Raw genomic sequence first — 25,613 nt, 5'->3', positions numbered from 1 at the left:
ACTCGCATTTCCTGTCTGCCCCGCCCCTCACTGAAGCATTCGTGCGCGGCTCGAGGCAAGCTTCACACTTCGTTAGTCCTAACGTCGACCCCGTCGTCCCGCCCTAACGTGCAAGCACCGAAGCGTCGGTCCCCGCGCCGAGATATTGCAGCCAGTTCCGGAACAATGCCGCCGCCGCGCTGCCGGCGGCGATATCGGCACGCAAAGTCAGCGCCGGCAGTTCGTTGCTGAGCGCGGGGTGGCGCTGATGCCTTGCCTGTTTCTCGAAGCGGACCAGCTTCTCTTCCGTCGCAGCGTCAAAATAGCTCACCGGCAAATTCGGATAATTGTCGCGCTCACGCGCAAGATAACGACCGATGTCGCGCAGATATTCACGCTGAAGCGACAGCGCGTCGTATTCCGGATGACCCTGGAAGAACAAGAAGCGGCTGGCATATTGCCGGACGAAAATGTCGACGCCGGCCCTTGCCGAACGCGTCAGCACCTGGTAGCCGGCCTGCGCGAGATCGCTCTCGGCGATTTCGTTGAGGCGCGAATGCGAGACCTTGAGCGGCGCCGGCGCGGCCCGCGTCAGCGGATCGCTGGTCACGGCCTCGCAGTCGAAAATACCATGACATTTGGCCGCGAGCGGCCGCCGTTCGATGCGGTCGAGATGCAGCACCGCGGCATGCGCAGCGAGGCACGACCAGATCGTCGAGCGTGTGTTGACCTTGGCCCAGTCGATCAGCTCGGTGAGATCGCGCCAGTACGGTTCCTGGTCGAGCTCGGGCGCGATCGGCTCGGCGCCGGTCACGATCAGGCCGTCGAACTTGTGCCGCCTGAGCTCGGTGACGTCCGAATATTCGCTCTCGACATGCCATCTCGCTTCAGGCGAGCGCTTGACCGAGGGTAGCGAGAAGCAGTGAAAGCGGATGCGGCGCGGACCTGCCGCGGCTTGCAGCAGCTTCATGAACTGCCGCTCGGTCGCTTTCAGCGCCGGATCCGGCATGTTGTTGATCAACCCGATGGTGAGCTCGGTGCCGCCGGGCTCGCGCGCCAGATCGCCCGCTCCCGGCACCAGCGCCGGGCTCGATATGGATTGATCCCTATCGATCAGGATCGTCATCGGTGCGGCCGCCTACTCCGCGGCCTGGAGGCGCGCGGACGGGCAGGCCTTTTCCAATGCCTGGTCGAGGTCCTCGATGATGTCCTGGCAATGCTCGATACCGATCGACAAGCGGATCGTTTCCGGCAGCACGCCGGCGACCCGCTGCTGCTCCGCCGACATCTGCCGGTGCGTGGTCGAGGCCGGATGGCAGGCCAGCGACTTGGCATCGCCGATATTGACGAGGCGCGTGATCAGCTTCAGCGCATCGTAGAACGACTTGCCGGCTTCCATCCCGCCCTTGATGCCGAAGGTGAACAGCGACGAGGCGTTGCCGTCGAGATATTTCTGCACCAGCGGGTAATAGGGGCTGTCCGGGAAACCGGTGTAATTGACCCAGGCCACGCGCGGATCCTTGCGCAGGAATTCGGCGACCTTGCGGGCGTTCTCGCAGTGGCGCTCCATGCGCAGCGCGACGGTCTCGATGCCCTGGAGCAGCAGGAAGGCGTTGAACGGCGACAGCACCGAACCCATGGTGCGCTGATAGATGCTGCGCGCGCGCTCGATATAGGCCGTCTTGCCGAAGCGCTCGGCATAGACGAGGCCGTGATAGGAGGCATCCGGCTTGTTATAGCCCGGGAAGCGATCGGCGTGCTTGGCCCAGGGGAAATTTCCGGAGTCGACGATGGCGCCGCCGAGCGTGGTGCCGTGGCCGCCCAGAAACTTCGTCAGCGAATGCACGGCGATGTCGGCGCCGTAGTCGAACGGCTTGAGCAGGATGGGCGTTGCAACGGTATTGTCGACGATCAGCGGCACGCCATGCGCATGCGCGATCTTCGCCAGTGCCTCGATGTCGCAGACATTGCCGGCGGGATTGCCGATGGTTTCGGCGAACACGGCGCGGGTGTTCTCGTCGATCAGCTTTTCGATCGCCTCGGGCTTGTCGCTCTCGGCGAAGCGGCCGGTGATACCCTGCCGCGGCAGGATGTGCGAGAGCAGCGTATGCGTGGTGCCGTAGAGCTGCGGCACGGAAACGATGTTGCCGCCGTGATCGGCGACGTTGACGAAGGCGAAATGCAGCGCAGCCTGTCCGGTCGCGACCGCAAGCGCGCCGACGCCGCCCTCGAGCTCGGCGATACGCTTCTCCAGTACCGCGCTGGTCGGATTGGCGATGCGGCTGTAGCGATAGCCTTCGGTCTCGAGATTGAAGAGCGCCGCGCCGTGATCGGCGCTGTCGAAGGCGTAGGCCGCGGTCTGGTAGATCGGCACGGCAACCGCGTGCGTGGTGGCTTCGGGCTCGTAGCCGGCGTGAATAGCGATCGTCTCGTTGCGCATCGTGCCACCTCCGCGTGGAGCGGGCCGCACTTATTGGCCTGTATGAGGCATGTGCGTTGTCCGCCGTCCCTCTGTTAGAGGCGGGTGGTAAAGCGGACAATAATTCGTCTAGAGATCGAGGAAGTAACCCTAACGGTTGTTGGGGAATTGGCTAAAATTCGAGTTAAATTGGATTAATGAAGTTTTGCGGTTGGCGGCAGCGACCACGCTGCACTCCCTTCTCCCCTTGTGGGAGAAGGTGGCGCGAAGCGCCGGATGAGGGGTCTCTATCCATACGACCAAGCTTGCGTTAGCGGAGAGAGACCCCTCACCCGTCTCGCCGCTGCGCGGCGAGCCACCCTCTCCCACAAGGGGAGAGGGAAACACCCTCCGCGCCCTATCAGTCCATCTGTTCCCAGAGTCGATGGGCGAGCACGCCGGCGCGCTTCTCGATCGCGGCCGCCGCATCGAGCGCGAGGTCCTCACGATAGCGCCCGGCGATGAGCTGCACGCCGATCGGCTTGCCATCGTGCAGCGCCACCGGCACCACGGCGCCGGGCAGGCCCAGCACGTTGATCGCGGAGATGAAGCGGATCTCGCCCCAGAAGATCTCGCGCACGCGCTCGGCGCTGACGGTGTCCTCGCGCGGGCCCGGAATCGGCTTCACCGTGGTCGGCGCCAGCACCACCGGATACTCCTCGAAGAACAATTGCCAGGCGCGGATGTGGCCGTTGCGCGCGGCGGTCGCCTGCATCCAGGCCTTGAGGTCGAGCAAATTGGCCTTGGCTTTCATGCCGCCCCACGCCTTGTGGAAGTCTTCGGAGGTCACCTTCAGCATGCCGGCCTCCTGCATCACCATCGTCTCGTTGGTGATGATGTCGCACCAAGTCTGCCAGACGCCGTCGATGTCGGGCACATCGACCTCGCTGACCCGATAGCCGGAACGCTCCAGATGATCGGCGGCCTGGCGCAGCGCCGCCGCGACGTGCGGATCGGCGTCCATGTCCTCAGGAATCCTGGCGAGCGCGACCTTGATCGGCCCCTTCGGCTTCGGCCCGACCAGCGGCGCCGGCACCCACCAGGGATCGCGCGGATCGCGCTGGCTCATCACCTCCAGCGCGAGCCTGACGTCGGCGACGTGGCGGGCAAGCGGCCCCTGCGCCGACATCAGATGCGCCAGCATCGGCCGCTCGGCCGTTGAGCTCGCGTTGAAAGCGGGAATACGCCCCTGCGTCGGCTTGATGGTCGCAACGCCGTTGCAATGCGCCGGCCAGCGCAGCGAGCCGCCGATGTCGTTGCCGTGCGCGATGGTGCCGATGCCGGCGGCGACGGCCGACCCCGCACCGCCCGAGGAGCCACCGCAGGTGATATCCGGATCCCAGGGATTGAGCGTCAGCCCGTGCAAGGGGTTGTCGGTGAAGCCGCGGAAGGAGAATTCCGGCGTGTTGGTGAGGCCGAGGACGATCGCGCCGGCCTTCTTCAGGTTGCGCACCACGGGCGAGTCCGACGGCGCGACGAGGTCCTTGTTGGCGGGAACGCCATTGAAATTCGGACGGCCTTCGTAGTCGACATTCTCCTTGATCGTGATCGGTACGCCATGCAAAAGGCCGAGCTCGCCGCCCTTCGCGCGCCGCTTGTCGACCGCATGGGCCGCAGCCAGCGCCTCTTCCGAGAGATCGACGACAACGGCGTTCAGCCTCGGGTTGACCGCACGCATCCGGTCGAGATGCGCCTCCACGGTCTCGACTGCGGAGATGGCGCCGGAGCGGATTGCGGCTGCGGTCTCGACCGCCGACCATTGCCAGGCCGGGCCCTTGGGGCGGCGCGGTGCGGACGATTTTCGCGCGGCGGCCTTCTTGACCGGCTTGGTTGCAGCCTTCGCGACCTTGCCCTTGCGAACGGCGTTTTTCTTGCCGGAGGTCTGCGCTGCTTTCTTCGCAGCAGTTTTCTTCCTGGTCACCGTCTTCTTCGCCACGTCGCATCCCCTCAAATTGCGCCGCGGAAGTTATGGAGGTTCCATGACCGTGTACAGGCGCGTTTCTGCATGCCGCGCTGTCGCGACGCGTTGTCGCGGTCGACGGCGCGGGAGAGACGCTCATGCACCTTTGGGTCTTCCCATGACCCACATTTTGATTGAATTGACGTAGCGAACTAGCGCCGAGATTTCCGCATCGCGACTAGCTTTTGACGCGGCTATTTGGACAGCGACAAACTAGAGCATCTGCCTGCAGCCGCATCGCCACGGCGGCAGCGACCACCGATGGAAGGGTGTCGCGGACGGGCGCGAGGGACGGGAGGTATAGATGGCCGGAGCGGGGCTGATGGCGGAGAGAGTGTCCTTACCGATAGAGTCCGAGGAAGTTCATCAATCTCCATTTACAGCATTGTAATCCGTCAGTTAGGCCAACCTGTAGTCCAAGGGAGCCCAATCCAATCCTGTAAAATCCAAGAAATGTTGTGGTATGGATTGTGGTATGGAAGCCCGCCGCAAGCATCCCCAAAAAGCCCTTACTCAGGTCCGGATCAACAGCCTGTCTAAACCGGGCCGCTATGGGGACGGGAATGGACTCTACCTCGTGGTTGATGAGTCCGGCGCAAAGCGTTGGGTGTTACGGACGGTTGTCCACGGGAAGCGAAGGGACATGGGTCTTGGTAGCCTTCGTCTCGTCACCCTCGCCGAGGCTCGGATCAAAGCGGTCGAGTATCGGAAGCTAGCGCGAGATGGAGGCGACCCTATCGCCGCCAACCGTTCGGCCAAAGTCGGAGTGCCCACGTTCGCAGATGCCGCGCGCAGCACACTTGAACAACGGCGAGCGGGCTGGAAGGATGGGAAAAGTGCCTCCCAATGGCTCAAGAGCTTGTCCGCCTACGTTTTTCCGGTCATGGGCGACAAACGGGTTGACCGGATCGAGACGTCCGACGTGCTTCGTGCCCTCTCACCGATATGGCTCTCCAAGCCCGAAACATCGCGCCGTATTCGTCAACGGATAGCTATCGTTCTAGACTGGGCCAAAGCGGCCGGTCATCGGAGCGGCGACAATCCGGTTGAGGGCGTTGGAAAGGGGCTACCTCGCCAGAACGAACGCCGCGGTCATTTTAACGCGATTCCCTACGCCGACGTACCCGAGTTCGTGAGGAAGCTTCCGGAATTCCCTACTAACGACTTTGCTCGGCTCGCGTTAGAGTTCTTGATCCTGACTGCGGCTCGAACAAATGAAGTTCTGAGAGCCGAATGGTCTGAAGTGGATTTTGAGCGATCCGTCTGGACCATTCCAGGAGCCAGGATGAAGGTCGGAAGAGATCATCGTGTGCCCCTAGCTTCTCGATCCGTTTCATTGCTGCAGTCTGCCCGTGAGAAGACTAACGGATCACAGCTGATCTTTCCCGGTCGAACGACCGGAATGCCGATGTCCAACATGGTGTTCTTAATGATGCTTCGTCGAATGGGGGCTAGCTTCACTGCACATGGCTTCCGCTCCGCATTTCGAGATTGGGCGGCCGAGTGCACAAATTTCCCAAGGGAGGTCTGCGAGATGGCGCTGGCGCACTCAATCAAAGATAAGACGGAAGCGGCTTATCGGCGTGGCGACCTCTTCGTCAAACGCGTGGAACTTATGCGAGAGTGGGCCGAATATGCGGGAGGGCACACTTGACCGACAAGACATTCAAGCAACGCGTTATGGAGGAGGCCGAGTCCTTCGCGCAGATCTATGAATACTTCCGCGAGGACCTTGAGGCTTGGCAGGCAGAAAAAGGACTGATGGACAATGACTGGGCTCATCTGTTCGCTGTTCCCCTCCATGGTAGCGAAGCCAATGAACCAGAGGAGCGAAAGAAAGCTCGGCGCGAATGGAAAGTACTGCATAAACACGATGCTGCACGAGAGGCCGTCCAACAACTAGGAGAAGCAACGCGCGTCGGTCAGATTGTGATCAAGGATACCCGAGTTTCTACGGCGCTTGAGATGGGATACTTAACTCCTAACGATATTACACCAACCCCACTGGAGGGCTTTGGTGGCGCGGAGCGCTTAGCGAAACGCTTAAAGCCGGAGCACGACGATCCTATATTCTGGCGAACGCTTCTGGAAGTGTTCTGCAGGGCTTTCACGGCGGCGCGCGGCCGATCGCCGTGGCCTTTGAGTAGGATGATCGAACTCGCTTTTGATCTGAACGATATTAGAAATGGCGATCCGGATAAAAGGTGGACAGTCCACGATTTTTGCGAAGTCCTGAGGAAGGACAAAGAGTATGTCAGAGTTTACGGCAATCACTCCTCGGCAGCGGGGCAATCCGGCGTCGGAGAGGATCGTGTGAAGCAAATCCTTAAGCTCATCGGCCCTATGGATGATGGCGCACTTCGTCGATTGAGAGACCTGTTCCCAGATGAATTCTACAAGGGGTCCGATCGGCATCTACGTCGCAAGATACTCAAGGGCAGCGAGGACCATCTCCGAACAGTGTTGAATATGGCGGAAGACGTGAACGAGGTGCTCGACAAGTCTCGCACAAGCAGCACGTCAGATCAGGAGGGGCAATAGGCCCCTTTTTAGTCCCCAGCTCTAGTCTCTAATTGTCCACTCCATCGCAGCACAGACCGATGGAGTACGGCAGTGAAGACGACCACGACGGCGGGCCTTAGAAGGCTGGCCACTATTATCAAGCCCAACGGGCCCATCCCCGTGGGGAAATCGACCTGGTGGGCCGGCGTGAAGTCTGGTCGGTTCCCCGCTCCCGTTAAGCTCGGACCGAGGATCACCGCTTGGCGGGATTCTGACATTCAGCAACTAATTCAGGAAGGCATCCCGCGAGTAGCCATCGCCCCCAGGAATGGGGGCGCATTATGATCCTCGCGCCAAACGAAGCAGATGAACGAAGTCAGCACCCTACTGGCCTCGATGCGCAGACCGCCGACAAAGCCCAAACTTCGCACGAACTCTGCGCCACAGCAACGGATGCCGAGGCGGCGGCTGACAAGGTCGCCGATCATTGGATCCGAGCCGCCAACTTCCTGATTCTAGGCTGCAAGAAATTGGTTGCGGCACTGCAAGACTTCGAACACGAACCTGAAAAGATCCAGGCCTTCCTGCGCCGCCTCGTTGCCAGGGGGATGCTCTCGGAGAATGACGTGCTGGCGCGGCTCAAAGCAAATGGGAAACTGGCGATGCTGTCGAAGATCGGCAAGCACGCTGACGTTCTTCTGCAGCAACCGTTTCGTCGGGTGCTGGCCTTGAGGGGTTACTCCGTCGTCTATCAAGTCTGTCTGCTGATCGAGGAGGCCGGTGTGGTGCGAGCGCTGGCCGAATTGTCCAATCATCCGGAGGTCACCCGCGACGATGTGGTCAGAATCCGCGCAACACTGAGGTCGCCCAAAGGCGTGTCCCACGAGAAAGAACAGGATCCGTTGGATGGCGCGGCGCAGTTGATTGCCATGCGGTTGACCGGGCGTGATGCGCGTCTTTTCGTCACCGAATACGCGCAATCCGACACCCTCGCCAATTGCCTTCGGTGCCCTCTGCCCGCAGATGATGCCGGCCTCGTGGCAGTCGTTCCCATTGCCATACTGGGCGCTTTCGAGCGCAATTTGATGCCCTTGTTGGGCTTCGGTTCGATCGATGGGCTATTTCTCGAAAGCGACCCGCACCACCCCGAAATTACAGATTTCGACGTCATTGTGGTCGCCAGGCGCGGGAGCTTTCGCGCGCAAGCACTGACCGAGTTTCGAAACGCAGAGGATGTGCCCGACCTAGCAGAATTCTTCTTTCCCGGTTGCGCCGCTAAGCACCAGCTGTTTGCAGACCGGCGCGCCGACGGCTGGACCTGCTCGATTGGGGACGAGAACTGGACGGAAAGGCCGACCATCCGATGAGCGACGATCTTCGCACTATTCTTCGCGCCGAAGTAGCGGCACGGAGTTCCTGCAGCCAAGTCGCTCTCCTATTGTCTGGCGGTGCCGACAGCCTCGTCGTTGGTTACGTCTGTGAGGAGGTCGGTAAAAACGTCGTCGCCTACACCTATGAGCTTGATGGTATCCCTTCGGTTGAGCGGCCGGCCGCAGAAGCGATAGCCCGCCGCATGGGCTGGCCACTTCGGATCGTTCGCGTGCCGACTGGGGGATTGAGAGCGGCGTTCCTGCGGTTAGCGATCCAACACGGTTGCTCGAAGAAGACCCAGTTCGAGGTCACATACCCGATCGCTCACGTCATCCCCGTAGTGGCGGAATGCGACATCTTCACGGGCTGGAACTTTGACGATCACTACGGCAACACGCGGGAGGACCTTATGGAGATGGCCCGGCTCAAGCGGGCCGGGCTCTCCTGCGCTGAGTTGCAAGTGCATTTCGACGGCTTGAGAGCCTCAAAGTATGCGAAATCGGACGCGGCCGACTCCCCCGATACGTTCTGGTTCGCTACCAGGATCGCTTCGGCACTTGGCAAACGGCTCGTCGACCCTTCCACGGCCGAACCGGTGCGCCGGTTCTTTCGCCAGTTTTCCCACGACGAGCTGTCGCGGCTTGACAAGCCCATCATCAGAAAGATCTTTGCCGACGTCTTTCGCCACCTTCCTCACGGTCTGGTCGCCAAGGGCGTCAAGCTGCAGAAGGGCGGCGGCGTCCACGAGCTTTTTAGGACTTTGGTGGACGATCCGATTATCAATCGGTTCGAGACGAAGTACGCGACCTTAAGCGCGCTCTGCAAGCGCTGGGCGTCGGAGGTGCGCGCGAATCCGGACCAATACCTCAATGAACTGGCCGCGGCGCCCCCGCTTCGCAAGGGGACCATGATCCAGGCTCGGGGCGCCAACGTCGGTCGCCCGACCATGACCGAGGTGCATGCTGCGTCGTTGCGCAAGCGCTTCACGGTCGTTTCGCTATTTGCGGGCGGCGGCGGGTCCTCGATGGGGTACAGACTGGCCGGTGGAGACGTCCGGGCAATCAACGAATTCGTCGCGGAGGCCGCTCGCACCTACTCACGTAACTTCCCGAGCACCGTCATAGACGCTAGGGACATCCGCGACATCGTTCGCGATCCGGCGAACGTCATCGGATTCCTGATGATGGTCGGCCTGATGGTGGGTGAGCTGGACCTGCTCGACGGGTCTCCGCCGTGCTCCGAGTTCAGCACAGCCGGAAACGGCCCAACGGAGCCGGGCGTGCTGAAAGCGTACTCGGACCGGACCCAAAAGGACATCTCGATGCTGCCCTTCGAGTTCGCGAGGTTCGCCCTGATCGCGCGCCCGAAGGTCGTCGTAATGGAGAACGTGCCCGCGCTTGCCTCCCGGGGGGAGGCAATATTCAAAGCCTTGGTCAAGATGCTGAGCTCCGAATTCGTCGTGACATGGCGCGTCTTATCCGCGAACGACTTCGGCGTTCCGCAGAGCCGGCGTCGGCTGTTCGTCCTGGGCGTTCGTAAGGACGTCGCCGAAGCCGTCGGGATCACGAGCGAGTTCGCGGCGTCGTTGCTGTTTCCCAACCCGACACATACGGGCACCACCGTTCGAGATGCGTTCGCTGATCTGAACCAGTCACACGAAGACGTTCGGCTGTGGATCGCCTCGGCGCGGACGACCACGATCGCGACGGCCGCCGCCAGGTTGCCGAAGAACCCGCCCCGGCTGTTGCGGCCCAACCACGTCGGCCTTCAGGTCACCGGCAATTATACGCTCACCCGGTGCTCTTACGACTTGCCCGCGCCGACGCTGACGGTCACGGGGCAGCAACCGAGCGGATTGGCCGGCGCCATCCATCCCGAGCACGACCGCAAGTTCACTATCCCCGAACTGAAGCGCCTGACCGGCCTTCCCGACGATTACGCGCTTACCGGCACGCTCGGGCAAGCGGCGGAAAGGATATGCCGGATGGTCACTCCCTTCGTCGCCGAGGCGATCGCCGAGAGCATCCACCGGAAGATCTTGAAGCCCTACAGAGAGACCCTGAAATGAGCAGGTACCGTACCAAGAAAGACTTCACTTTCGGAGACTACGCCGAAACCTTCGACGCTCATATCCAGGCGTCGATACCCGGCTTTCAGCATCTGATCGACTACACTGTCGACCGGTCGGTCACGTACGTCCAGCGGGGGACTACCGTCGTCGACGTCGGCTGCTCGACGGGGCGGACACTGGCAGCTATTCGGCGCGTGAACCAGGCGGCGCGACCGGACGTGGACTACCTTGGTATCGACGCCGAGCCGCGATTTCGTTCCTGTTGGGAGAAGCATTCGTTCGTGAACTTCCGCTGCGAGATCGGCGACGCGCTGACGCACGCGTTCGGCAATGTCTCGCTGGCATGCTGCCTCATGACGTTGCTGTTCCTGCGGCCCTCAGACAAGCTTCTCCTATTGAAGCGCATCCGCAGCTCGATGGTCGAAGGGGGCGCGCTCCTCGTCGCGGAGAAGATGCTCGCTGAGACGTCGCGTCAGGAAAGCGACGCAGAGGCAGCTTACATGGACTTCAAGCGCAGGCAGGGCTTCAGCGCGGAAGAGATCCTGGAAAAGCAGAGCAACCTTCGAGGTCAAATGACCAAGATGACTGAGCGCGAGCTACGAATGGCCCTTGAGTCGGCGGGCTTCCGCGACATCGAGCCGTACTGGAGAGGTCATATGTTCGTGGCCCTCGTAGCCCTCACCTAGCACCGCGCGGGGGCGACCCTTTTTACCGAGTAAAACCGCTTCACCGCGCATCGATCACTGATTTGCGATACGGGATAGCCGATTCTTCTGCTACCCCATTGAAGCACAAACCGGGATACAGCAATGACACGGACAGCAGCATTCGGTCGCTACGGCATTCGTCTCCGCAACGTCATGAGCCGGTGGTCCGGGGTATCTGCTGACGGGCCGACCGTCGCCGTCAGCCTCTGGAGGCACGAGTTCGGCGGACCGGCGGGAGAGATGGTCTATGACAAGGCAGACAGCAGCGACTGGAAGCACGGAATAGCGAAGAGCGAATTCTTTGCGCACCTGCAATGGGCCGTCGATCACTGCGAAGGCATCGTCAGGGTTGTCATAGTCGTTCGGGACCCGTCCGACCCCTCCCGCACGATCGATTGCTACCCGGCGCCGAACGTAATCATGCGAGTCATTGCACTGGACGCCGTGGGGTCGACGTTTCGGCTTGAGCAGGTGCGACCCGCAGCAGAACTGATGTCGGCGGCGTGACGAGTGGCACGAGGGCGAGGCTTTTTAACACCGGCTTGTTCGTCAGCTTCGGTGGGTGCCGCCGTAGCAGTTTACAGGGGAAGACTGATTCGTCAGCCGGGCGAGAGGTTGTCGCAGCCAGCCGCCTCAATGGAGCTCGCCACTGGCTCGGGGGAGTACAAGCAGGCTATCGTCATAGGAAATTCGCCCGCGGAGAACCGACTTGAACACGTAGTCCGCCACGCATTCCGGCGTGGCCGTTATCGGCTGGACATGGATGCGAGCCACCAGCTTCCTCGGCCCAGCATACAAGTTCGCCTGGTTCTTGAAGTGCTCGGTTACGGGCTCCTTCAGCCGGGTGGTTGGTGGGACCAATAACACCGCATGGAAATGCAGGCCGCCATTGCACGAGGTCGGCTCGTTCGAGGGGGCGGACTTAGCAACCGGAAGGTCCGCCACCGCGATCAAGACGGGAAGCTGGTCGGGTGGGACGGCCCTCGGCTTACGGTGTGTCCTGGTCACAAAGGTCGAGTAAATTCGTAGGATCTCGTCTCGCATTTGACCAAGGACAGATGCACGTGGACCGCGGAGATGATCAAATACGAACGTCACCAGGTATGCCGACCACTCGTCTTCCATTCGGTCGGATACCAGCCGCGCGTACCCGGCGATTACCAATTGAAGGGATCGGCTAGCCGGGAAGCGTTGCTTGAACGGGATGGAAGACGCATGGACGGATTGGATAAGATCAATGTCCCGTTCATGCTCCGTTTGATGAATTGGATATTCGAACTTGGTCTGTATTTTGATAATAGAAGACCATATGCCGTCCGTGATCGGTGGCATCTGTAGACTCCGGGTCGCAGGGATGCTCAGGTGGCCATCCAACAAGACGCAAAGGCCTGCGCGTTATTTAGCTACTTGGGACCCGCCGAAAGCATCGGTTCGGAAACTTTTTCGGCTACTCTAGGTAGCCATTTTGGACTACGGCTACGCAGGGCGCTGGCGCGCAGTCGAGCATACATTTCTGGGAAACACTGCATATCCATCCGCAAGGATGCAAAGCGTCTGTGTGGCAAGCATCAGCAACGAAGCTTCTCACTGAAGTTCGTATCCGGGGGGAATGGCCAAGAAGCGTAAATGACCGTTGAAGTCGGCCTGGCACGAGCCACGCTCGCGAAGCGACATGAGGAACGATCAGGTGCACTTCTATTTCAACCGCGCTGGCCGCTTGATCAGCTGCGGTCGTCCTGCCCAGATCAAGGAATAACAGCTAGGGGCATAGGGGAACGACCTCCGTTAAGGTGCCGTGTACTTTCGGGATGTTGGTGAGACTCGGCAGATCAAGCCAGGGGAAATGAGGGCGCACATTGAGGCGTGAGAGGCTCGCACGGTCGCCGAATTCAGCAGGAGAATGAGTCGCGTAGCATCCGGCGCAGCGCTACTATCGATCTCGATACCGGCGAGGCATCTGGGAGAATAGGAAGTTTCGTCATAGACAGAGAACTGCTTCCTTCGATACAATTCAAACCGCGAGGGTGGATGAGTTCTACTGCGAGGCTTGTACGGCTCAAAACAGATCGATGTCTCCAACCAAGAGATTGCGGTACAGCATGGGAATTTGTCGGCCTGACGTTATCGCGCTCACATCTGATTTCAAGCCACGATAAAGCTCACCGATACTGATCCACCCATTGTGGTCAAGATCGTACTCTGACCGCCCCACACTTATAACCCGCTCAAAGGTTTTCGAGAAGAGACCGCCGCCGACGTCGCTTCTCTCCTCGCTCAACTGCGATCCTCTTGATGCTGAAAGCACGATCATTGAGGCGCCATTTTTCGTCAAGAATTCGCGAGCGGCTTCTTCGCTAGTGGCCGCTCCCAAATGTCCAGCAAGACCCGCGTGGCAGACATCGAGCAACACAACGACCCTGGCTTTTGATTGACGCAATCGTTCAGCAACAGCATCGAACCGTAGCGAGGTGCGCTCCATCGCGAATTTGTCCGGGACTGTGGAGCTCAAAAGTATTAGCAACTTTTCTCCAGAAATCACGGCGTGCCCAGAAATCGAAATAAGAACAGTATCTCGGGGACCTACGTTAATCAGAATCCGTTCGAGTTGCCGCAATATGCTGTCAGATTTTGCCTCTCCATCTAGGAGAGTCTGAACTTCAATCGCCTTATACTTTGCGCTCGTTTTGAGGACTTTGGCGATGCTGCGTGCATCACTTGCCGCATTTTTCAAGTTGCACGATTGACGACCGTCGTTGCCGCAGATTGCAGGCAAGAACGGATACTGATCGATACCGATGCTTAAGGCGTAGAGCGTGCTCTCGGATTGAGAGCGCGGCTTTTGCGCGACGTTTAGCGGGGCGCTCGCGATGCCAGTTTGATCCACCAAAGAAACGGTTACTACTCCAACACCGTCCGGAACAGCCGGCAGGTCGAAGACAGCTGAGTGGCCGCTCAATGGAAGTTTCGTTCCCGGCCTCCCATCTTCATAGGACTGGACGTAAGCGAGTCCCACTTCACTGGAAGCGCTCATTCGGTTCATTGACGCAGACGATTCGAGCCGAAGCACTGGTGGACGATGAAGGCCCTGCGGTGGATCCAGTTTAGCCCCCTGTAGTACGTCTTTAGCCAGATTTTTTCGCTTCAACACCGACGAAAATTGCGACAACAGATGACGCCCAGGCACACCAGGGACCCTTACCTCGACATACGAGCCCGCGTCCTCGGAGCAGTCGAAATAGCCGTTCTCATCCATGAGTATAATTTCGTCTTGCAGGACGGCTCCGGTTAATACCTCACGCCGATCGCTGCACCGATAAATGTGTATGGATCCGTCCTGATTGATCTGCGTGAGATGTTGAGTCGGATTATGAAGGAGCAGTGATTTGGTGTTGGCCCCGTCTTTCGGTTTCGAGATGCCACACACGATCTTCCAAGACGCTAAGTCAAAAACGATTGCTGTCGCGATCGGGCGAGTCAAAAGGACTAGGTATCGACCATCGGCCAAACTGACCTGCGACGATTGGCCAAAGCCCCCCTCTGGATTGGTGCGAAGGTCCCCTAACTCAAACCGCTCGAATTCGCCTTCCCTCGTATCGTCAGAGGACGCTTTTACTGCCTCAGGATGCGATGCATCATTAGCGTCCGAAATCAGATCAGAATATCGGGTTACATTCCCGAGGCCCTTAGCCACCATCGAGAATTCGAAGTTATGGCCGCTGCGGCCGGTAGTAACTGTCTGAGTAAGCCAGTAAGTAGCGTTGGCATTTTGCCAGTACCATAAGTCACGGCCAGGTTCAGTAAGGTCGATTTGAGCGACCTGGCCATCGTTGTCAGGCCGTCCAGTCGGATCAGGGAGAGGTTGAGTACCTCCTTGATTAAATGAATGTCGGCCAAACTTCGCGATTTTTGGAGAGTAAAGCTTCGCGAGCTGCTTTTGCAGACCACCCAACGCATTCGAATCGCGGGGGGCTCGCAAGGCTCGAATTGAAACAGCATCCAACAGCTGAATCGACCCGTTGGAGCGAACCGTACCCGCGAAGTCAGGAATTTCGGGGGATCGACGACGCACTACTTGGGTGCCGGACTCTTTTCCACCTGATGAGTTTGGTAGAGCAGCCAAGGTGCCTGTCGTCAGCATGCGCTGGCGCATGTCGATTTCGACCTCATCGTTCAGGAGGCGCCCCGCCGTCAATGCACTGCGCAGACGTTCTCCAACATTCCAGCCATCGAGTATGGGAACGACATGGCCAAATTCATTCCCAAGTTCGAGCAATCCCTGCTCGTTGCCGCCGAATTTTTTGCGATTGTTTTTCCCACCTAGATCATAGACTAAGTCCTGCGGGTCGCTCCAACGCCCCCTAACCACTACAATACCCTGATCGAGAGATAAAAACAGGCGCGCATCATCGCGGGCTTGGCAATACAAGCACGAACTGCTGGAGATATCCATGCTATCAGGCTGTGGCTTCGCGTCGTAATCTTGATCTTCAGCGGCTCGCCCCACTTCATTTGACGGAAGCGGTTCGTCTGGATCAGATCCGGTCCCGTGCAACGTCTTTACTAGGGTCAGCAATCCAGCTCGCGAACCCTGAACAAATAGAAACGAATCGCCGTGGCTCCAAAGGAGCTCCGATGCGGTGTAGCTACCAAGCGATCTATTCGCGACAAGGTCGAACACGTAGTAGGTCTCGCGTTCAGCAGAATCTACAATGAGGAAGCGACCAGTAGGTGAGAACGTCGGATTATCGCCCTGCCGCCGCAGAACAAGTGCCCTGCTCTCGGCCTCTACCACTTCAAACCATCCTCGATATTGCCGAAGCTCGAAGGGACCTTGCGAGGGACGGATCAGTTTGCCGCCAATCCGTTGTGAAAACTCGTCGTTGATCACGAGCCTTGGCGCACCAGGCCGGATCTGCACGCCATCGAGTGAGCCGCTGGCGACTAGAGTTTGGCATGCGCCGCCGTTTACTACTGCCCACCGGATCGGAAACGATCCCGCCATGTATGGAATGATGTCCATCCGACCAGACCGCGAACTGAACGCAGTGTGGAGCGGGACTATTAAACGTGTCTGATCGTGCCCGAATTGAACTCCGGTAGGATTCAGTTTGGCCTTCGAACTTAGAGCGAAGAAGCCGGCGCCCTTCACGCGAACTGCGTCTGGTAGGACGACGATCAGGTAACTCGGGGGCTTCGTAACGAGTTTATCCAGTTCCCAAGTCAACGTGAGTGCCTCTCCCACCGCTCCTGCCTGCGTACTCAATGTGAGAGAAATCGAAGGAGTTACAGCTGGCCGCGAAAACCCTTCGCAGGGCTTAGCGTCAAATACCTCGTCGTTGGGAAATGGAACGAAGGTGCTCATCACCCGCGTTACCGTCGGCCAAAGTTTGGCGTCCGCGTAGGATATCGAGAAGCCTCTTATTGTCGTTCCGCGCTTATGAAATTCGACGTGAAACAAAGTGCCATCGCGGTCAAAACCATGAAGCGCGAACATATCTCGGTCGAGTGGCACAGTGTAATTTTGATCTAGAACACGACCCGGAACGGCAACAAGGCGCTTATGTAAAGCCTCAAGGCCTTCGGCGTCTGTAAAGTCCAATGTTTCGATCTGCAAAGCTCTATCAGCTGAAGACCACAACGAACCTCGCTTTGTGCGCTGACGAGACCCTACGATGATCTTTGGAATTCCGATCTCGATGGATGTCGGGTCATCAAGAACAATCTGAAAATCAGCCGGCTTGATATCTGCGAACACTTTCGCAGCTTGTGCAGTAATCCGCGAAGTACTCGATGGAGCAGGGACCGGGGGGATAACCTTTGCGTCACGCGCCGCGCGAGCACCGTTGGAAGGCTGACGAGATTCTAATGCGTTGGCCGCAGAAGCGATTGTCAGCCCAAGCCCGATTGCAAATATACGAAATAGCTGATCTCGTCGCATGCGAACCCCTCTGCGACTTACTTGGTTAGAGCTCCGCTCGCCTCTAAGTCTTGAAATGTAGATATGTCCCACCGGTTAGCACTTGTAAGCCAGTATAGGGCATAGCGCTTGCCGAGACTGATCGGCGTGACACGGTTCGAAGAACCATCGTTGAAGGCGAGGGAAATGCTTTCGCGACAATCCGCACAGCTTACCGCAACTGTCTCACCCGGAGCGATACGAAACTGCCGCCATTTAGACTTTCCATCCGATGCCGAGAACGCGAGCGTCGCGTCCCCAAAATTACTCACGGTTACAGCGTTGACGGGGATAGCAGCGGGATTTGCCAAACCTGCCGGGTATTGGCGAGCACGTGCTCCGGGTTCAAGGGGTTCACGAGGAAGGCGATCAGACTGGCCAATACCTTCACTAACGAGTGGAAATATCGATACGACGGCAATGAAAACCGTGAGAGCTGCTTCTCTAAGCTTGAGGATCAACATTTCCGTTTGCTCCTGGCTTGACTCCCAATCGGCCCAATACATAGCCAACGATGGTCCCTAATAGCCCAAAAGCTGGTGCAATTTGATCGTTGCTGTAACCGGCGGTTACCAAAATTAGCGCTGCTGATACGACGAACACGACTATCACGTGCCGGGCCATCTCTTCGGGCCGATTGTTTCCCCGGCGCCCAAACCAAAGAAGCATTGCAATCACCACCAAGCCAAACAGCATTATTAGCGTTGTTAGCCAGAACTCGTACGGTGTTCTGCCTTTGAAAAATTCCGAAAGCGAGCCAACCTGATTCATCCCACTTGAGGGATTGCGGGGAAGATCCGGCGGAGGCTCCTCGGCATAGACAAAAGACATCCCTTCGCAGAGCAATACTAGAACAAGCCCCAACCGGGAAAACTCACGGGCCACAAGCTCACCGACAATCCGCATCTTGGCTAGGCCTCCAAAAGCTCGGATTGAAGCCAATTCGCCGAAGTCAGTCAACCTGTACTTGTGCCCTCTTTCGGCAGCGGGTCCGAAAGAAAGGCATTTCCGACGCTAGGGTTTCGACTCTCGTCGGGCTGGTAGCGGCTCACATCGAGTGAGCGACCTCAGAACGGAGCAAATACATTACTTCGGAAAATACTCAAAGCTGCTGAACGAGCCTTCTCTGCGCGTCTGCGTTCTCTTCGATGTATCGCTGCGTTGTTCGCAAGTTTGAGTGTCCGGCCAGGGCCTGGACGTCTCTGAGCGATCCGCCAACTGTGGAGATCTTCCGGGCCGCTCCCGTGATGAAGGTTCTTCGGCCGCTGTGGCTTGAGCAACCGACTAAGCCTAGGTGACGGTACCATCGCTGGAACATGTTCACGATGACCTGCGGTGACGTACAGGCCAGCCGCTCGGTACCAATCACGAATTCTGCCGACGATCTGGCCTCGGTCTGCCGGTATGCGATGAGCGCGGCTCTCACCTCAGAATGCATCGGTATCACTCGACCAGACTTACCCTTGCTCGCCGAGTTGGAGAGGTGGATCGCTTGACCAACCTGCCCAGCGGAGTCGCACACCATCCGCCATGTTAGCCGAGCTATCTCCTTCGCTCTGAGCCCGGCTTTGGCCGAGAGTAGGAAGATCAATCTGTTTCGCTCCGGGTATCTGGTGGTCGACAGGTAGGCGAGCGTGGCCTCGGCTTGCCCCTTGCTCAACGTCTTAGCCTGCTTTCCCAAGCCCATTTCGTCCTCCCGACGCAAGATCGACGGCTAACAGGACGCTGGACTGTAATCATTCGGGATCATTCGTACATGCTGTTGCCAAGACAGGGGCGCGGAGCCTCTGACCGTGTCTTGAGCTGAATAGTTCTCTCCGCAAGCCAATGTAGGCTGACGATTTATGAATGGATCATACGCGCTTTCGAGTGCATTGCCGTAAGCGTACGCAGCCTTTGCTCTGACCCGGCTGTGATACCCAATCGGACTAACACCGTGCCGTGGCGACAGAGCATTTTTTCGCAACGCGCAGGTTGCGCGGGCGAAATTTTCGTGTTCGGAGCCAAGCTGCGCTGCTATCATGTCCGAGTACTTTGGGTGGATATCTGGAGTGGGAAAATGGGAAAGGCTCCAATTGATAAGAGCAGCGCACCCGAGCATATTATTGGACGTACAGCCTGGGATGTCGCTTCAGAAACAATCGGTATCGTGAAGCTACAAGCCTCTCTGGTCGCCCTTGTCGTGGTCCTTGTCGCTTTGTCGGCGGTCGCAATCTATTTTTTTTATTCCAAAATCGCTGAACAGCAACAAGAGACCATTCGAAGAATCCACGAGTCTGGAGCGCTTTTGAATCAGACAGCGGATGCGATGAGGAACCTCCGGTCGGCTCAGATTAGTGACCTCGAGAAATTATTTGAGGTAACTCGCAAAGCCACAGCTACCTATCAGGACGAGCAGGCGAAGGCTAATGAGGCCAAGGAAAAAGCGGCGGCTGCTGAAGCCAAGGAAAAAGAAGCGCTCGGGAAAGTGAAGGACGCAGAGGCGAAGGCGGCGGAGGCGGCAACGAAAGCGAAGATTGCAGCGGATTCTCAAGAGAAGCAGGCGACTACCCTTTCGTTGACAAAAAGCAAGCTGGACCAAGTGAAAGGGAGCGTTCTGGACCTCGCAAATTCTATTCGAGAGCAAAACTGGGCTAAGGCGGCCAGTAATCTCGATGCTCTCTTTCTGACAGCTGATTCATCATTCGATCAGCGGATCGAACAGGCGCTCGGAAAACTTAAGAGTATGGAGATGTCGCGATCCTCTTCGAATTCACAATCGGGAGTGGACGCTTCGCTGTTCGCTAACCCGATCGCGCCGCCGGCCATCGAGAGGCTGCTGTCACCGACGCTTATAGCGCAAATTCAACGTGTATTATGTGTCGACGTCGATGGCGTGGTTGGTGGCGAGGACTCCGCTACCCGATCTGCGCTATCGCAGTTCTTCGAGGGTTATGAAAACGCGCCCCTTCTTGACCAGCCACGTAGCCAACGAGACCCACGAGGAGCAAGAAAGCCCATCGTATCACCGCCCTTGCTGCCGACATCCTCACCCAAGCAGTCGTCGTATATTCTTGATACACCGCAACGGATGAAGGCAATAACAGCTGCGGTCGACAAGTACGAGAGTTGCGACAAGCATGGTTTCGTGGACGCGTTCGAGGTTGGACTGTTCACGCGCTTCGAGAACAAGCGGATCAACAGCACTTTTCTCCAAGCAGCGTCGTTGGCTAAGGTTTCTGTCCCAAAACCCGGTAAGGAGTGGACGAACGAGGATCTGAGATCGGTAGTGAAAGGCCTGAAAGATAAATACGGCCTTAACAGTGAAGATAGCGAGGAGCAAGCCGGCGTAATAAGCTCTGAACTTCTGGGCATATTGCGTGACGTGGCTCAAGGGCGGCCCTACGAGGCTTATTTGGCGAACTATGATCCCAAGGTACACGCCAATGCCTATATTGAAAGCGCGTTGCGAGCTCTCTGTGTACCGGAGGCACAATACAGCTCTCACCGAATGGTGCCAGCCTTGATCGACGCCTACGAATCTGGAGAAGGCGGTGCGGTAAGGCCAGACGGAGTTCTTGATGAGAACGAGCTGAGTTCGCTAGTGGCAATGGGGCCATGTCCAGAAGGTTACCGCAACGCTTTTGAAAGAAAGGCCTTTCCCGCTGGCACAGTACCAGAAGATGTCACTAAGCTGCTTAACAGGTTGTCTCTCGGAGGCGACGTTCCTGAAAATGCATCGCTCAAGGATTTGCGCGACCAAGTTAAAGTTGCAAACCATCTGACGGGTATGAGGTACTTGATTGTGCCTGATCAAATTACCAAACCCCTCCTCGACAAGTTGAGGAAGCTGGTCGGCCGTTAAACTCGTTTGGGACTTGGTGGGGGCTAGCCAAATTGGGCGGTTGACCGGGGCGGCGGGTCGGTAGGTTTTGGGCGATACCTTTAATCGGTGCAAGGGATGAAGCCACACCAAAACCAGCGGCTTACAGATCGGAATGTCGGCAGCTGATGTGCTCAACGCTCAAAACGCTTCGTTGCGGACGGCTTTCGTCTAAGGCCCGCTTTTTCTCTTAGCCGACGCTGTTTATGTCTCTGCTGAGGCAAGAATGTTCTTCGCCATGGGTCGACTTAGATCAGGAGCGTGTCGTCGCACCAAGTGGAGCGTCGCTCGTCCAGAGCCCGCCCAACTTCATCAACGAATTGATGCGTAGCGGCTTCCGCTTCAGCATGCGAACTCGCCTCGGCGTAGCGCACCGCCCGCCTGGCATCATAAGCTGTCGCACTAGCGGTGAGTTATGCGACTCGTCGACTTTCGGAGCTCCGGAGTCGGCGGCGCGCGGCGAAATACCGTCCGTCCGAGGTCACTGGGTACTTCACGCTGACTTACGCTGCGACCTGGCCGGCTTCTTTGCCGCGGCTTCTTGCACCGACTTCTTGCCTTCGATCGGCATAAGCATTTCCTTCTGGCCGGCCGCCCCCTTCTTCGCTTTCTTGGCCGGCTTCTTCGCAGCCTTGGTCCCCGCCCGTGCGCCACCGACGCTCTTGCGCAGCGCGTCCATCAGATCAACGACGTTCTCACCGCGGGGCCGTTCCTTTGGCGTGATCGTCTTGCCGGCGCGCTTTTGGTTGATGAGTTCGATCAGCGCGCTTTCGTACTGATCTTCGAACTTCTCCGGCTCGAAGCGGGCCGCCTTCTGATTGACGATGTGCCTCGCGAGGTCGAGCATGTCCTTGGTGACTTTGACGTCCTGGATCTCGTCAAAGTATTCCTGTTCGCTGCGCACCTCGTACGGATACCGAAGCAGCGTTCCGACCAGACCCTTGTCCATGGTTCAAGCGCGATGATGTGCTCGCGACTGGTCAGCACGACCCGCCCGATCGCGACCTTGTTCATCCCTCGGATGGTCTCCCGGATCACGGCGAAGGCGTCGTGACCGACCTTGCCATCGGGGCGAAGGTAGTAGGGCCGGATAAGGTAACGCGGATCGATGTCGGATTTGTCCACGAATTCATCGATCTCGATGGTGCGCGTGGATTCCAGCGCGACCTCCTCGAGTTCTTCTTTGGTGACCTCGATGAACTGGTCCTTCTCGATCTGGTAGCCCCTGACGATGTCCTCGTTCGGGACCTCGTCACCGGTGTCCACGTCCACCTTCAGGTACTTGATTCGGTGGCCGGTCTGCCGGTTGAGCTGGTTGAACGAGATCTTCTCGCTCTCGGATGTGGCGGGGTAAAGCGCCACCGGGCAGGTAAACCAGAGACAATCGCAGGAAGCCTTTCCAGTTAGCGCGCGGTGCCATTACGCAGAACTCCTATTTCGGGACGCACAGACTCAGGACGAACGATCGCGCCCGGTTCGCGACCGAGTTGGTGCGGTAGCGCGATATGTCGCGCTAGGTCAGAAGCTGACATCGGTGATCATAGCCCATAGCCTTTCGGTGCTTCCTAGTAGGAAGATGGAGCTCGCGCCAACTGCAGCGCGGCCTCAACGCCGCCTTCCAGGATCTGCTCCGCCTGGACAGTGTCGGGGACGGCCCGCGCGAACTGGAGGGTGCCCACCATGAGGCCGAAGATGGCGGTCGCGCGGCGCCGGCTCGCTGCAGAATCGGCATCCGGAAGTAGTGCGGCCAGCGACGAAACGTAGCTTCGCAGCGCTTTCTCGTAGTCCTGCCGAGTGGACAGGGGCTGGCGGGCGATCTCCGGGAGCAACGCCGCCGAAGGGCACCCTTCCGCCGGGTCTTCGAGGTGAGCGCGGTTGAGGTATCTCCGGATCGCCCCCTCGAGGGCCAGGCCCCTCCGCTGATCCTCATCGAGGCGATGTTGTTGGTCGCTGAGCGCGCTCGCCAGCGCCTCGCGAACGAGCGCGTCTTTGGACTCGAAGTGCGGAGAGAATGCGCCTTTGGTCAGGCCGGCCTCGCCCATGATCCCGGCGATCCCAGCGGCGGAGATGCCGTCTCGGCGCACGCACTTCGACGCCACATCGATGATGTGCCGTCGCGTCGCTGCTTTATGACCTTTCTCAAAACGCATCTTCTCTCCACTCCACCAATATCCCGCAGCCGTTAGGCTGCAGCCGCTTCCAACAGGGCTTGGAGGTCGCGATCAAGCTGCTGGGCTACTGCATCGACATTATCGCTGCCAAACTGACCGAAAACGGATGCTGGTCGATCATATTCAAACGCGACACCGCGATCGTCATCCTCCCGCAATAGGACGCGAATGGGCGCATATAGCCCCGCCGACAGTTGATGGCGGGTCATCTTGGATGCGGTGAGCGGATTTCCAATATCAAACTGGATGGATCGGCGCGTCAGCCCAGCAATAGCCAGGAGTGCCCCATGGTCACGCTGACCGAAAATGGTGAGCGGCGGACCGGCCTCCAACTCTCGCAGCGCGCGCGTGCCTTCACCGTATCGCAGGAGAGTGAAGATCCCGTCATCGATGCGGGGTGCCAAGGTCGCGAGCTTGGCACGAACGTCCTCGAAAGGCTTTGTTGAGCGGATGGTGACGTGCTCGACCGGAATGGCACGCGTTGAGTGCAGTGCATTGGCCATCTGTTGATCCTCTAATCGGTTGTCGTTGTTTGCATGCGGCCCCTTCGCCACGCGAAGCGGCCACTTCGTTAGATCGCACTCGACTTGCCGCCCAAGATGCCTTCGATGCCGTGGGCAAGGTTTAGAAGCTCCCGGTCGCGCCCTAAGGGAGCATCCAGCTCGAGCCCAATCGGCAGCCCCGCGCGAGACAAGCCAACAGGAAGGCTGATAGCGGGCAGCCCCACGCTGCTTGCCGACACGGTGTGGTTGGCCAAAGCGAGGTAGCTGACTTCCTGCCCCGCGATATGGACGGTCGCCCGCTCCTCGATCAGAGGCGCCGTGCAGGGCGTGGTCGGTTGCAGAATGACCAGCGCCCCATGAGAGACGAACGCCGTGTTGAGCCGTCGCTGGATTTCCGGCCGGCTCACATCGAGTGCCGTCCGATAGGCCTCTGCCGAAGTGGCACCTGCACCACCCGGCACTACGATGTGCCCCCACGCCTGCCGAAGTTGGGGCTTAAGGCCCTCGTAAATGGCCTCGAACGTGGTCGGAATGTCATGGCGGCGAAGAAATTCCGAAACTGCGCCCATCGTCTCATGAGCGAAGATGCCCCACGTCGCAGTTTGGACGAGGGCATTGAAGTCTTCGCCAAGGTCTACTTCAACGACCTCGGCGCCGGCCTCCTGCAGCCGCTGAACCACCGCGCGGAAGCGGGTCTCGACTTCGGAGTCCACCAGATCCAGGAACTGTCGCGGCGCGAAGGCCAGCCGGGCTCCCTTCAGGCCGTAGCCGCCGTGGGAGAACTCCGCAGCCTCTTCACCAGTCACAACCTGATCCACCAGAATGCAGTCCTCAACGCTTCGGGCAAATACGCCCGTCGTGTCGAGCGTATGGGAGATCGGCGCAACGCCGTAGCGCGGCCAACGCCCGGTCGTTGGCTTGAAGCCCACGACGCCACAGAACGATGCGGGTACCCGGATGGACCCAACGGTGTCACCGCCCAAGGACGCGGGAACGAGCCCAGCGGCCACGGATGCGGCGGAGCCGCTCGACGAGCCGCCCGACACGCGATCTCGTGCGTGCGGATTCTTCACCTGGCCGTAACGTGCGTTGTGACCGGTCAAGCCGTACGACATCTCGACGAGGTTGTTCTTGCCGAAGACCAAAGCCCCCGCACCCTTAATGGCCCGGACAGCGTCGGCATCTTCGCGCGGCACGAAATGAGAGAGGCCTTCGACGCCCAGGCTAGTAGGCAGTCCTTTCGTCAAATAGCTGTCCTTCACCCCGAGGGGCACGCCAAGGAGCGTGGCCGCCGAGCCGGCCGCACGCGCCTTGTCCGCGTCCCTCGCTGCCTCGAGCACAGCGACCTCGTCGATGGTGATGAAGGCGTTCAGCTCGGCAAGCGCTCGGGCGCGCTGCAGAAGCGCAGTGGTGTAGACTTCCGACGTGATGTCGCCGTTGCCAACCGCTGCTGCAGCGGCTGCGAGCCCAAGCGAGGTGAGATCTGTGATGTCTCGCGATGCAAACTGGCGTGCAGTGGCGATCATGTGTTCCATGAGATCCTCGCAAAGAAGGTAATTGGTGGCATTCCCGCTTCCGCTAAAAAGACCACTCAGCTCAATGCCATTACGGTTATAATATAAAATTACGATCGTACTTCAATAGTGATTTTCCGTGGAAGGCGGACCCGCCGGACACATGTACGTGAGGGCCCAGGTGCCGAATGATGGAAGGATACTTCAACAGTTCGAAGAACGGCCGTCCGGGAGCAAAGAGTTCTGGACACGTCCTTCATTTGGTCGGGCAATCTGGCCGGCGCGATTGCAGACCCTACGTCACAGCGACGGTGAGCGGCGTTCGTCGGCCGAGCACGATTGGTTTCGGCGGGGAATGTCGGTTGGTTGATGTCCGCTTCTGCCCGCGAGTCGCCGAACAAGGACCCGGGCTGCCGACAAGCTACCATGACTTTGGTATCGTGCTGTTGATGTCAGCTTGTGATGCTGTGGACGGCTCCTCCCCGGGCACGAGAGTGCCAAAGACTGGGCGCCGTTTAAGGCTCCCACGATTCGGAGGAGCAGCCTATGCAGTCAATTT

19 protein-coding genes and 1 pseudogene are annotated in these 25,613 nt (G+C 58.8%); 8 read left to right on the top strand and 12 right to left on the bottom strand.

Annotated features, from left to right (window positions below; genetic code table 11):
- Nucleotides 1-103: 103 nt before the first annotated feature.
- From IVA75_RS17515 to IVA75_RS17505, 3 genes are all read right to left on the bottom strand, one after another.
- Complete coding sequence (locus IVA75_RS17515; protein WP_247282925.1) at nt 104-1,105, bottom strand: homoserine O-succinyltransferase; 1,002 nt, start codon at nt 1,103-1,105, stop codon at nt 104-106.
- 12 nt (nt 1,106-1,117) lie between these two features.
- Entirely contained in the window at nt 1,118-2,419 is a 1,302-nt protein-coding gene (locus IVA75_RS17510; protein ID WP_247282923.1) for an O-acetylhomoserine aminocarboxypropyltransferase/cysteine synthase family protein, read from the bottom strand.
- 379 nt (nt 2,420-2,798) lie between these two features.
- Nucleotides 2,799-4,373: an amidase family protein gene (locus tag IVA75_RS17505; protein WP_247282921.1), complete on the bottom strand. Its 1,575-nt coding sequence runs from the start codon at nt 4,371-4,373 to the stop codon at nt 2,799-2,801.
- A gap of 499 nt (nt 4,374-4,872) precedes the next feature.
- Between IVA75_RS17505 and IVA75_RS17500 the strand changes: the two genes are divergently transcribed.
- The 7 genes from IVA75_RS17500 to IVA75_RS17475 all read left to right on the top strand — a co-directional run bounded on the left by IVA75_RS17500 (nt 4,873) and on the right by IVA75_RS17475 (nt 11,555).
- Nucleotides 4,873-6,051, top strand: coding sequence for a site-specific integrase (locus IVA75_RS17500; protein WP_247282919.1), 1,179 nt, complete (start codon nt 4,873-4,875; stop codon nt 6,049-6,051).
- Entirely contained in the window at nt 6,048-6,938 is an 891-nt protein-coding gene (locus tag IVA75_RS17495) for a hypothetical protein (RefSeq protein ID WP_247282917.1), read from the top strand. Before IVA75_RS17500 ends, IVA75_RS17495 begins: the two co-directional genes overlap by 4 nt.
- Nucleotides 6,939-7,010: 72 nt before the next feature.
- Nucleotides 7,011-7,244, top strand: coding sequence for an AlpA family phage regulatory protein (locus tag IVA75_RS40160; protein WP_346658429.1), 234 nt, complete (start codon nt 7,011-7,013; stop codon nt 7,242-7,244).
- On the top strand, nt 7,241-8,266 hold the full coding sequence (locus IVA75_RS17490; RefSeq protein WP_247282915.1) for a hypothetical protein: 1,026 nt from the start codon (nt 7,241-7,243) through the stop codon (nt 8,264-8,266). The genes IVA75_RS40160 and IVA75_RS17490 overlap by 4 nt, the downstream gene beginning before the upstream one ends.
- Nucleotides 8,263-10,338, top strand: coding sequence for a DNA (cytosine-5-)-methyltransferase (gene dcm / locus IVA75_RS17485; protein WP_247282912.1), 2,076 nt, complete (start codon nt 8,263-8,265; stop codon nt 10,336-10,338). Before IVA75_RS17490 ends, dcm begins: the two co-directional genes overlap by 4 nt.
- The gene (locus tag IVA75_RS17480; RefSeq protein WP_247282910.1) at nt 10,335-11,027 is read left to right on the top strand and encodes a hypothetical protein; all 693 of its coding nucleotides are present in this window, start codon (nt 10,335-10,337) and stop codon (nt 11,025-11,027) included. Before dcm ends, IVA75_RS17480 begins: the two co-directional genes overlap by 4 nt.
- 123 nt (nt 11,028-11,150) lie before the next feature.
- Entirely contained in the window at nt 11,151-11,555 is a 405-nt protein-coding gene (locus IVA75_RS17475; RefSeq protein ID WP_247282909.1) for a hypothetical protein, read from the top strand.
- A 126-nt stretch (nt 11,556-11,681) separates the two neighbouring features.
- Here IVA75_RS17475 and IVA75_RS17470 read toward each other — a convergent pair whose 3' ends face one another.
- The 5 genes from IVA75_RS17470 to IVA75_RS17450 form a co-directional block, all read right to left on the bottom strand.
- Complete coding sequence (locus IVA75_RS17470; RefSeq protein WP_247282906.1) at nt 11,682-12,380, bottom strand: hypothetical protein; 699 nt, start codon at nt 12,378-12,380, stop codon at nt 11,682-11,684.
- Between the two features lie 724 nt (nt 12,381-13,104).
- Nucleotides 13,105-16,986, bottom strand: a complete 3,882-nt coding sequence (locus IVA75_RS17465) for a caspase family protein (RefSeq protein ID WP_247282903.1) — start codon at nt 16,984-16,986, stop codon at nt 13,105-13,107.
- Between the two features lie 17 nt (nt 16,987-17,003).
- Entirely contained in the window at nt 17,004-17,468 is a 465-nt protein-coding gene (locus IVA75_RS17460; RefSeq protein ID WP_247282902.1) for a hypothetical protein, read from the bottom strand.
- A complete protein-coding gene (locus IVA75_RS17455; RefSeq protein WP_247359423.1) occupies nt 17,449-17,910 on the bottom strand; it encodes a hypothetical protein in 462 nt (153 codons plus the stop codon). The genes IVA75_RS17460 and IVA75_RS17455 overlap by 20 nt, the downstream gene beginning before the upstream one ends.
- A gap of 196 nt (nt 17,911-18,106) precedes the next feature.
- The gene (locus IVA75_RS17450) at nt 18,107-18,691 is read right to left on the bottom strand and encodes a site-specific integrase (RefSeq protein WP_247282898.1); all 585 of its coding nucleotides are present in this window, start codon (nt 18,689-18,691) and stop codon (nt 18,107-18,109) included.
- A 372-nt stretch (nt 18,692-19,063) separates the two neighbouring features.
- On the opposite strand from IVA75_RS17450, the gene IVA75_RS17445 reads away from it, so the two are divergent.
- Nucleotides 19,064-20,848, top strand: coding sequence for a hypothetical protein (locus IVA75_RS17445; protein WP_247282896.1), 1,785 nt, complete (start codon nt 19,064-19,066; stop codon nt 20,846-20,848).
- A gap of 511 nt (nt 20,849-21,359) precedes the next feature.
- On the opposite strand, the pseudogene IVA75_RS17440 reads toward IVA75_RS17445, so the two are convergent.
- From IVA75_RS17440 to IVA75_RS17425, 4 genes and pseudogenes are all read right to left on the bottom strand, one after another.
- Nucleotides 21,360-22,286, bottom strand: a pseudogene (locus IVA75_RS17440) (Ku protein).
- A gap of 145 nt (nt 22,287-22,431) precedes the next feature.
- Complete coding sequence (locus IVA75_RS17435; RefSeq protein ID WP_018456644.1) at nt 22,432-23,016, bottom strand: TetR/AcrR family transcriptional regulator; 585 nt, start codon at nt 23,014-23,016, stop codon at nt 22,432-22,434.
- 32 nt (nt 23,017-23,048) lie between these two features.
- Complete coding sequence (locus IVA75_RS17430) at nt 23,049-23,540, bottom strand: DUF302 domain-containing protein (protein ID WP_247282894.1); 492 nt, start codon at nt 23,538-23,540, stop codon at nt 23,049-23,051.
- Between the two features lie 68 nt (nt 23,541-23,608).
- A complete protein-coding gene (locus IVA75_RS17425; protein ID WP_247282892.1) occupies nt 23,609-25,075 on the bottom strand; it encodes an amidase family protein in 1,467 nt (488 codons plus the stop codon).
- Between the last annotated feature and the right edge of the window lie 538 nt (nt 25,076-25,613).

Origin of the sequence: Bradyrhizobium sp. 134 (genome assembly GCF_023074155.1) — a bacterium.
Lineage (GTDB): Bacteria > Pseudomonadota > Alphaproteobacteria > Rhizobiales > Xanthobacteraceae > Bradyrhizobium.
The sequence above is the reverse complement of the archived record's forward strand: the minus strand, read 5'-3'. Positions and strand labels throughout refer to the sequence as shown.

What these genes read in the sequence shown, in the direction of transcription:
- IVA75_RS17515 (WP_247282925.1), bottom strand. Translation starts at nt 1,105, where the DNA reads ATGACGATCCTGATCGATAGGGATCAATCCATATCGAGCCCGGCGCTG.
- IVA75_RS17510 (WP_247282923.1), bottom strand. Translation starts at nt 2,419, where the DNA reads ATGCGCAACGAGACGATCGCTATTCACGCCGGCTACGAGCCCGAAGCC.
- IVA75_RS17500 (WP_247282919.1), top strand. Translation starts at nt 4,873, where the DNA reads ATGGAAGCCCGCCGCAAGCATCCCCAAAAAGCCCTTACTCAGGTCCGG.
- IVA75_RS17490 (WP_247282915.1), top strand. Translation starts at nt 7,241, where the DNA reads ATGATCCTCGCGCCAAACGAAGCAGATGAACGAAGTCAGCACCCTACT.
- dcm (WP_247282912.1), top strand. Translation starts at nt 8,263, where the DNA reads ATGAGCGACGATCTTCGCACTATTCTTCGCGCCGAAGTAGCGGCACGG.
- IVA75_RS17480 (WP_247282910.1), top strand. Translation starts at nt 10,335, where the DNA reads ATGAGCAGGTACCGTACCAAGAAAGACTTCACTTTCGGAGACTACGCC.
- IVA75_RS17475 (WP_247282909.1), top strand. Translation starts at nt 11,151, where the DNA reads ATGACACGGACAGCAGCATTCGGTCGCTACGGCATTCGTCTCCGCAAC.
- IVA75_RS17470 (WP_247282906.1), bottom strand. Translation starts at nt 12,380, where the DNA reads ATGCCACCGATCACGGACGGCATATGGTCTTCTATTATCAAAATACAG.
- IVA75_RS17465 (WP_247282903.1), bottom strand. Translation starts at nt 16,986, where the DNA reads ATGCGACGAGATCAGCTATTTCGTATATTTGCAATCGGGCTTGGGCTG.
- IVA75_RS17460 (WP_247282902.1), bottom strand. Translation starts at nt 17,468, where the DNA reads ATGTTGATCCTCAAGCTTAGAGAAGCAGCTCTCACGGTTTTCATTGCC.
- IVA75_RS17455 (WP_247359423.1), bottom strand. Translation starts at nt 17,910, where the DNA reads ATGCGGATTGTCGGTGAGCTTGTGGCCCGTGAGTTTTCCCGGTTGGGG.
- IVA75_RS17450 (WP_247282898.1), bottom strand. Translation starts at nt 18,691, where the DNA reads ATGGGCTTGGGAAAGCAGGCTAAGACGTTGAGCAAGGGGCAAGCCGAG.
- IVA75_RS17445 (WP_247282896.1), top strand. Translation starts at nt 19,064, where the DNA reads ATGGGAAAGGCTCCAATTGATAAGAGCAGCGCACCCGAGCATATTATT.
- IVA75_RS17435 (WP_018456644.1), bottom strand. Translation starts at nt 23,016, where the DNA reads ATGCGTTTTGAGAAAGGTCATAAAGCAGCGACGCGACGGCACATCATC.
- IVA75_RS17430 (WP_247282894.1), bottom strand. Translation starts at nt 23,540, where the DNA reads ATGGCCAATGCACTGCACTCAACGCGTGCCATTCCGGTCGAGCACGTC.
- IVA75_RS17425 (WP_247282892.1), bottom strand. Translation starts at nt 25,075, where the DNA reads ATGGAACACATGATCGCCACTGCACGCCAGTTTGCATCGCGAGACATC.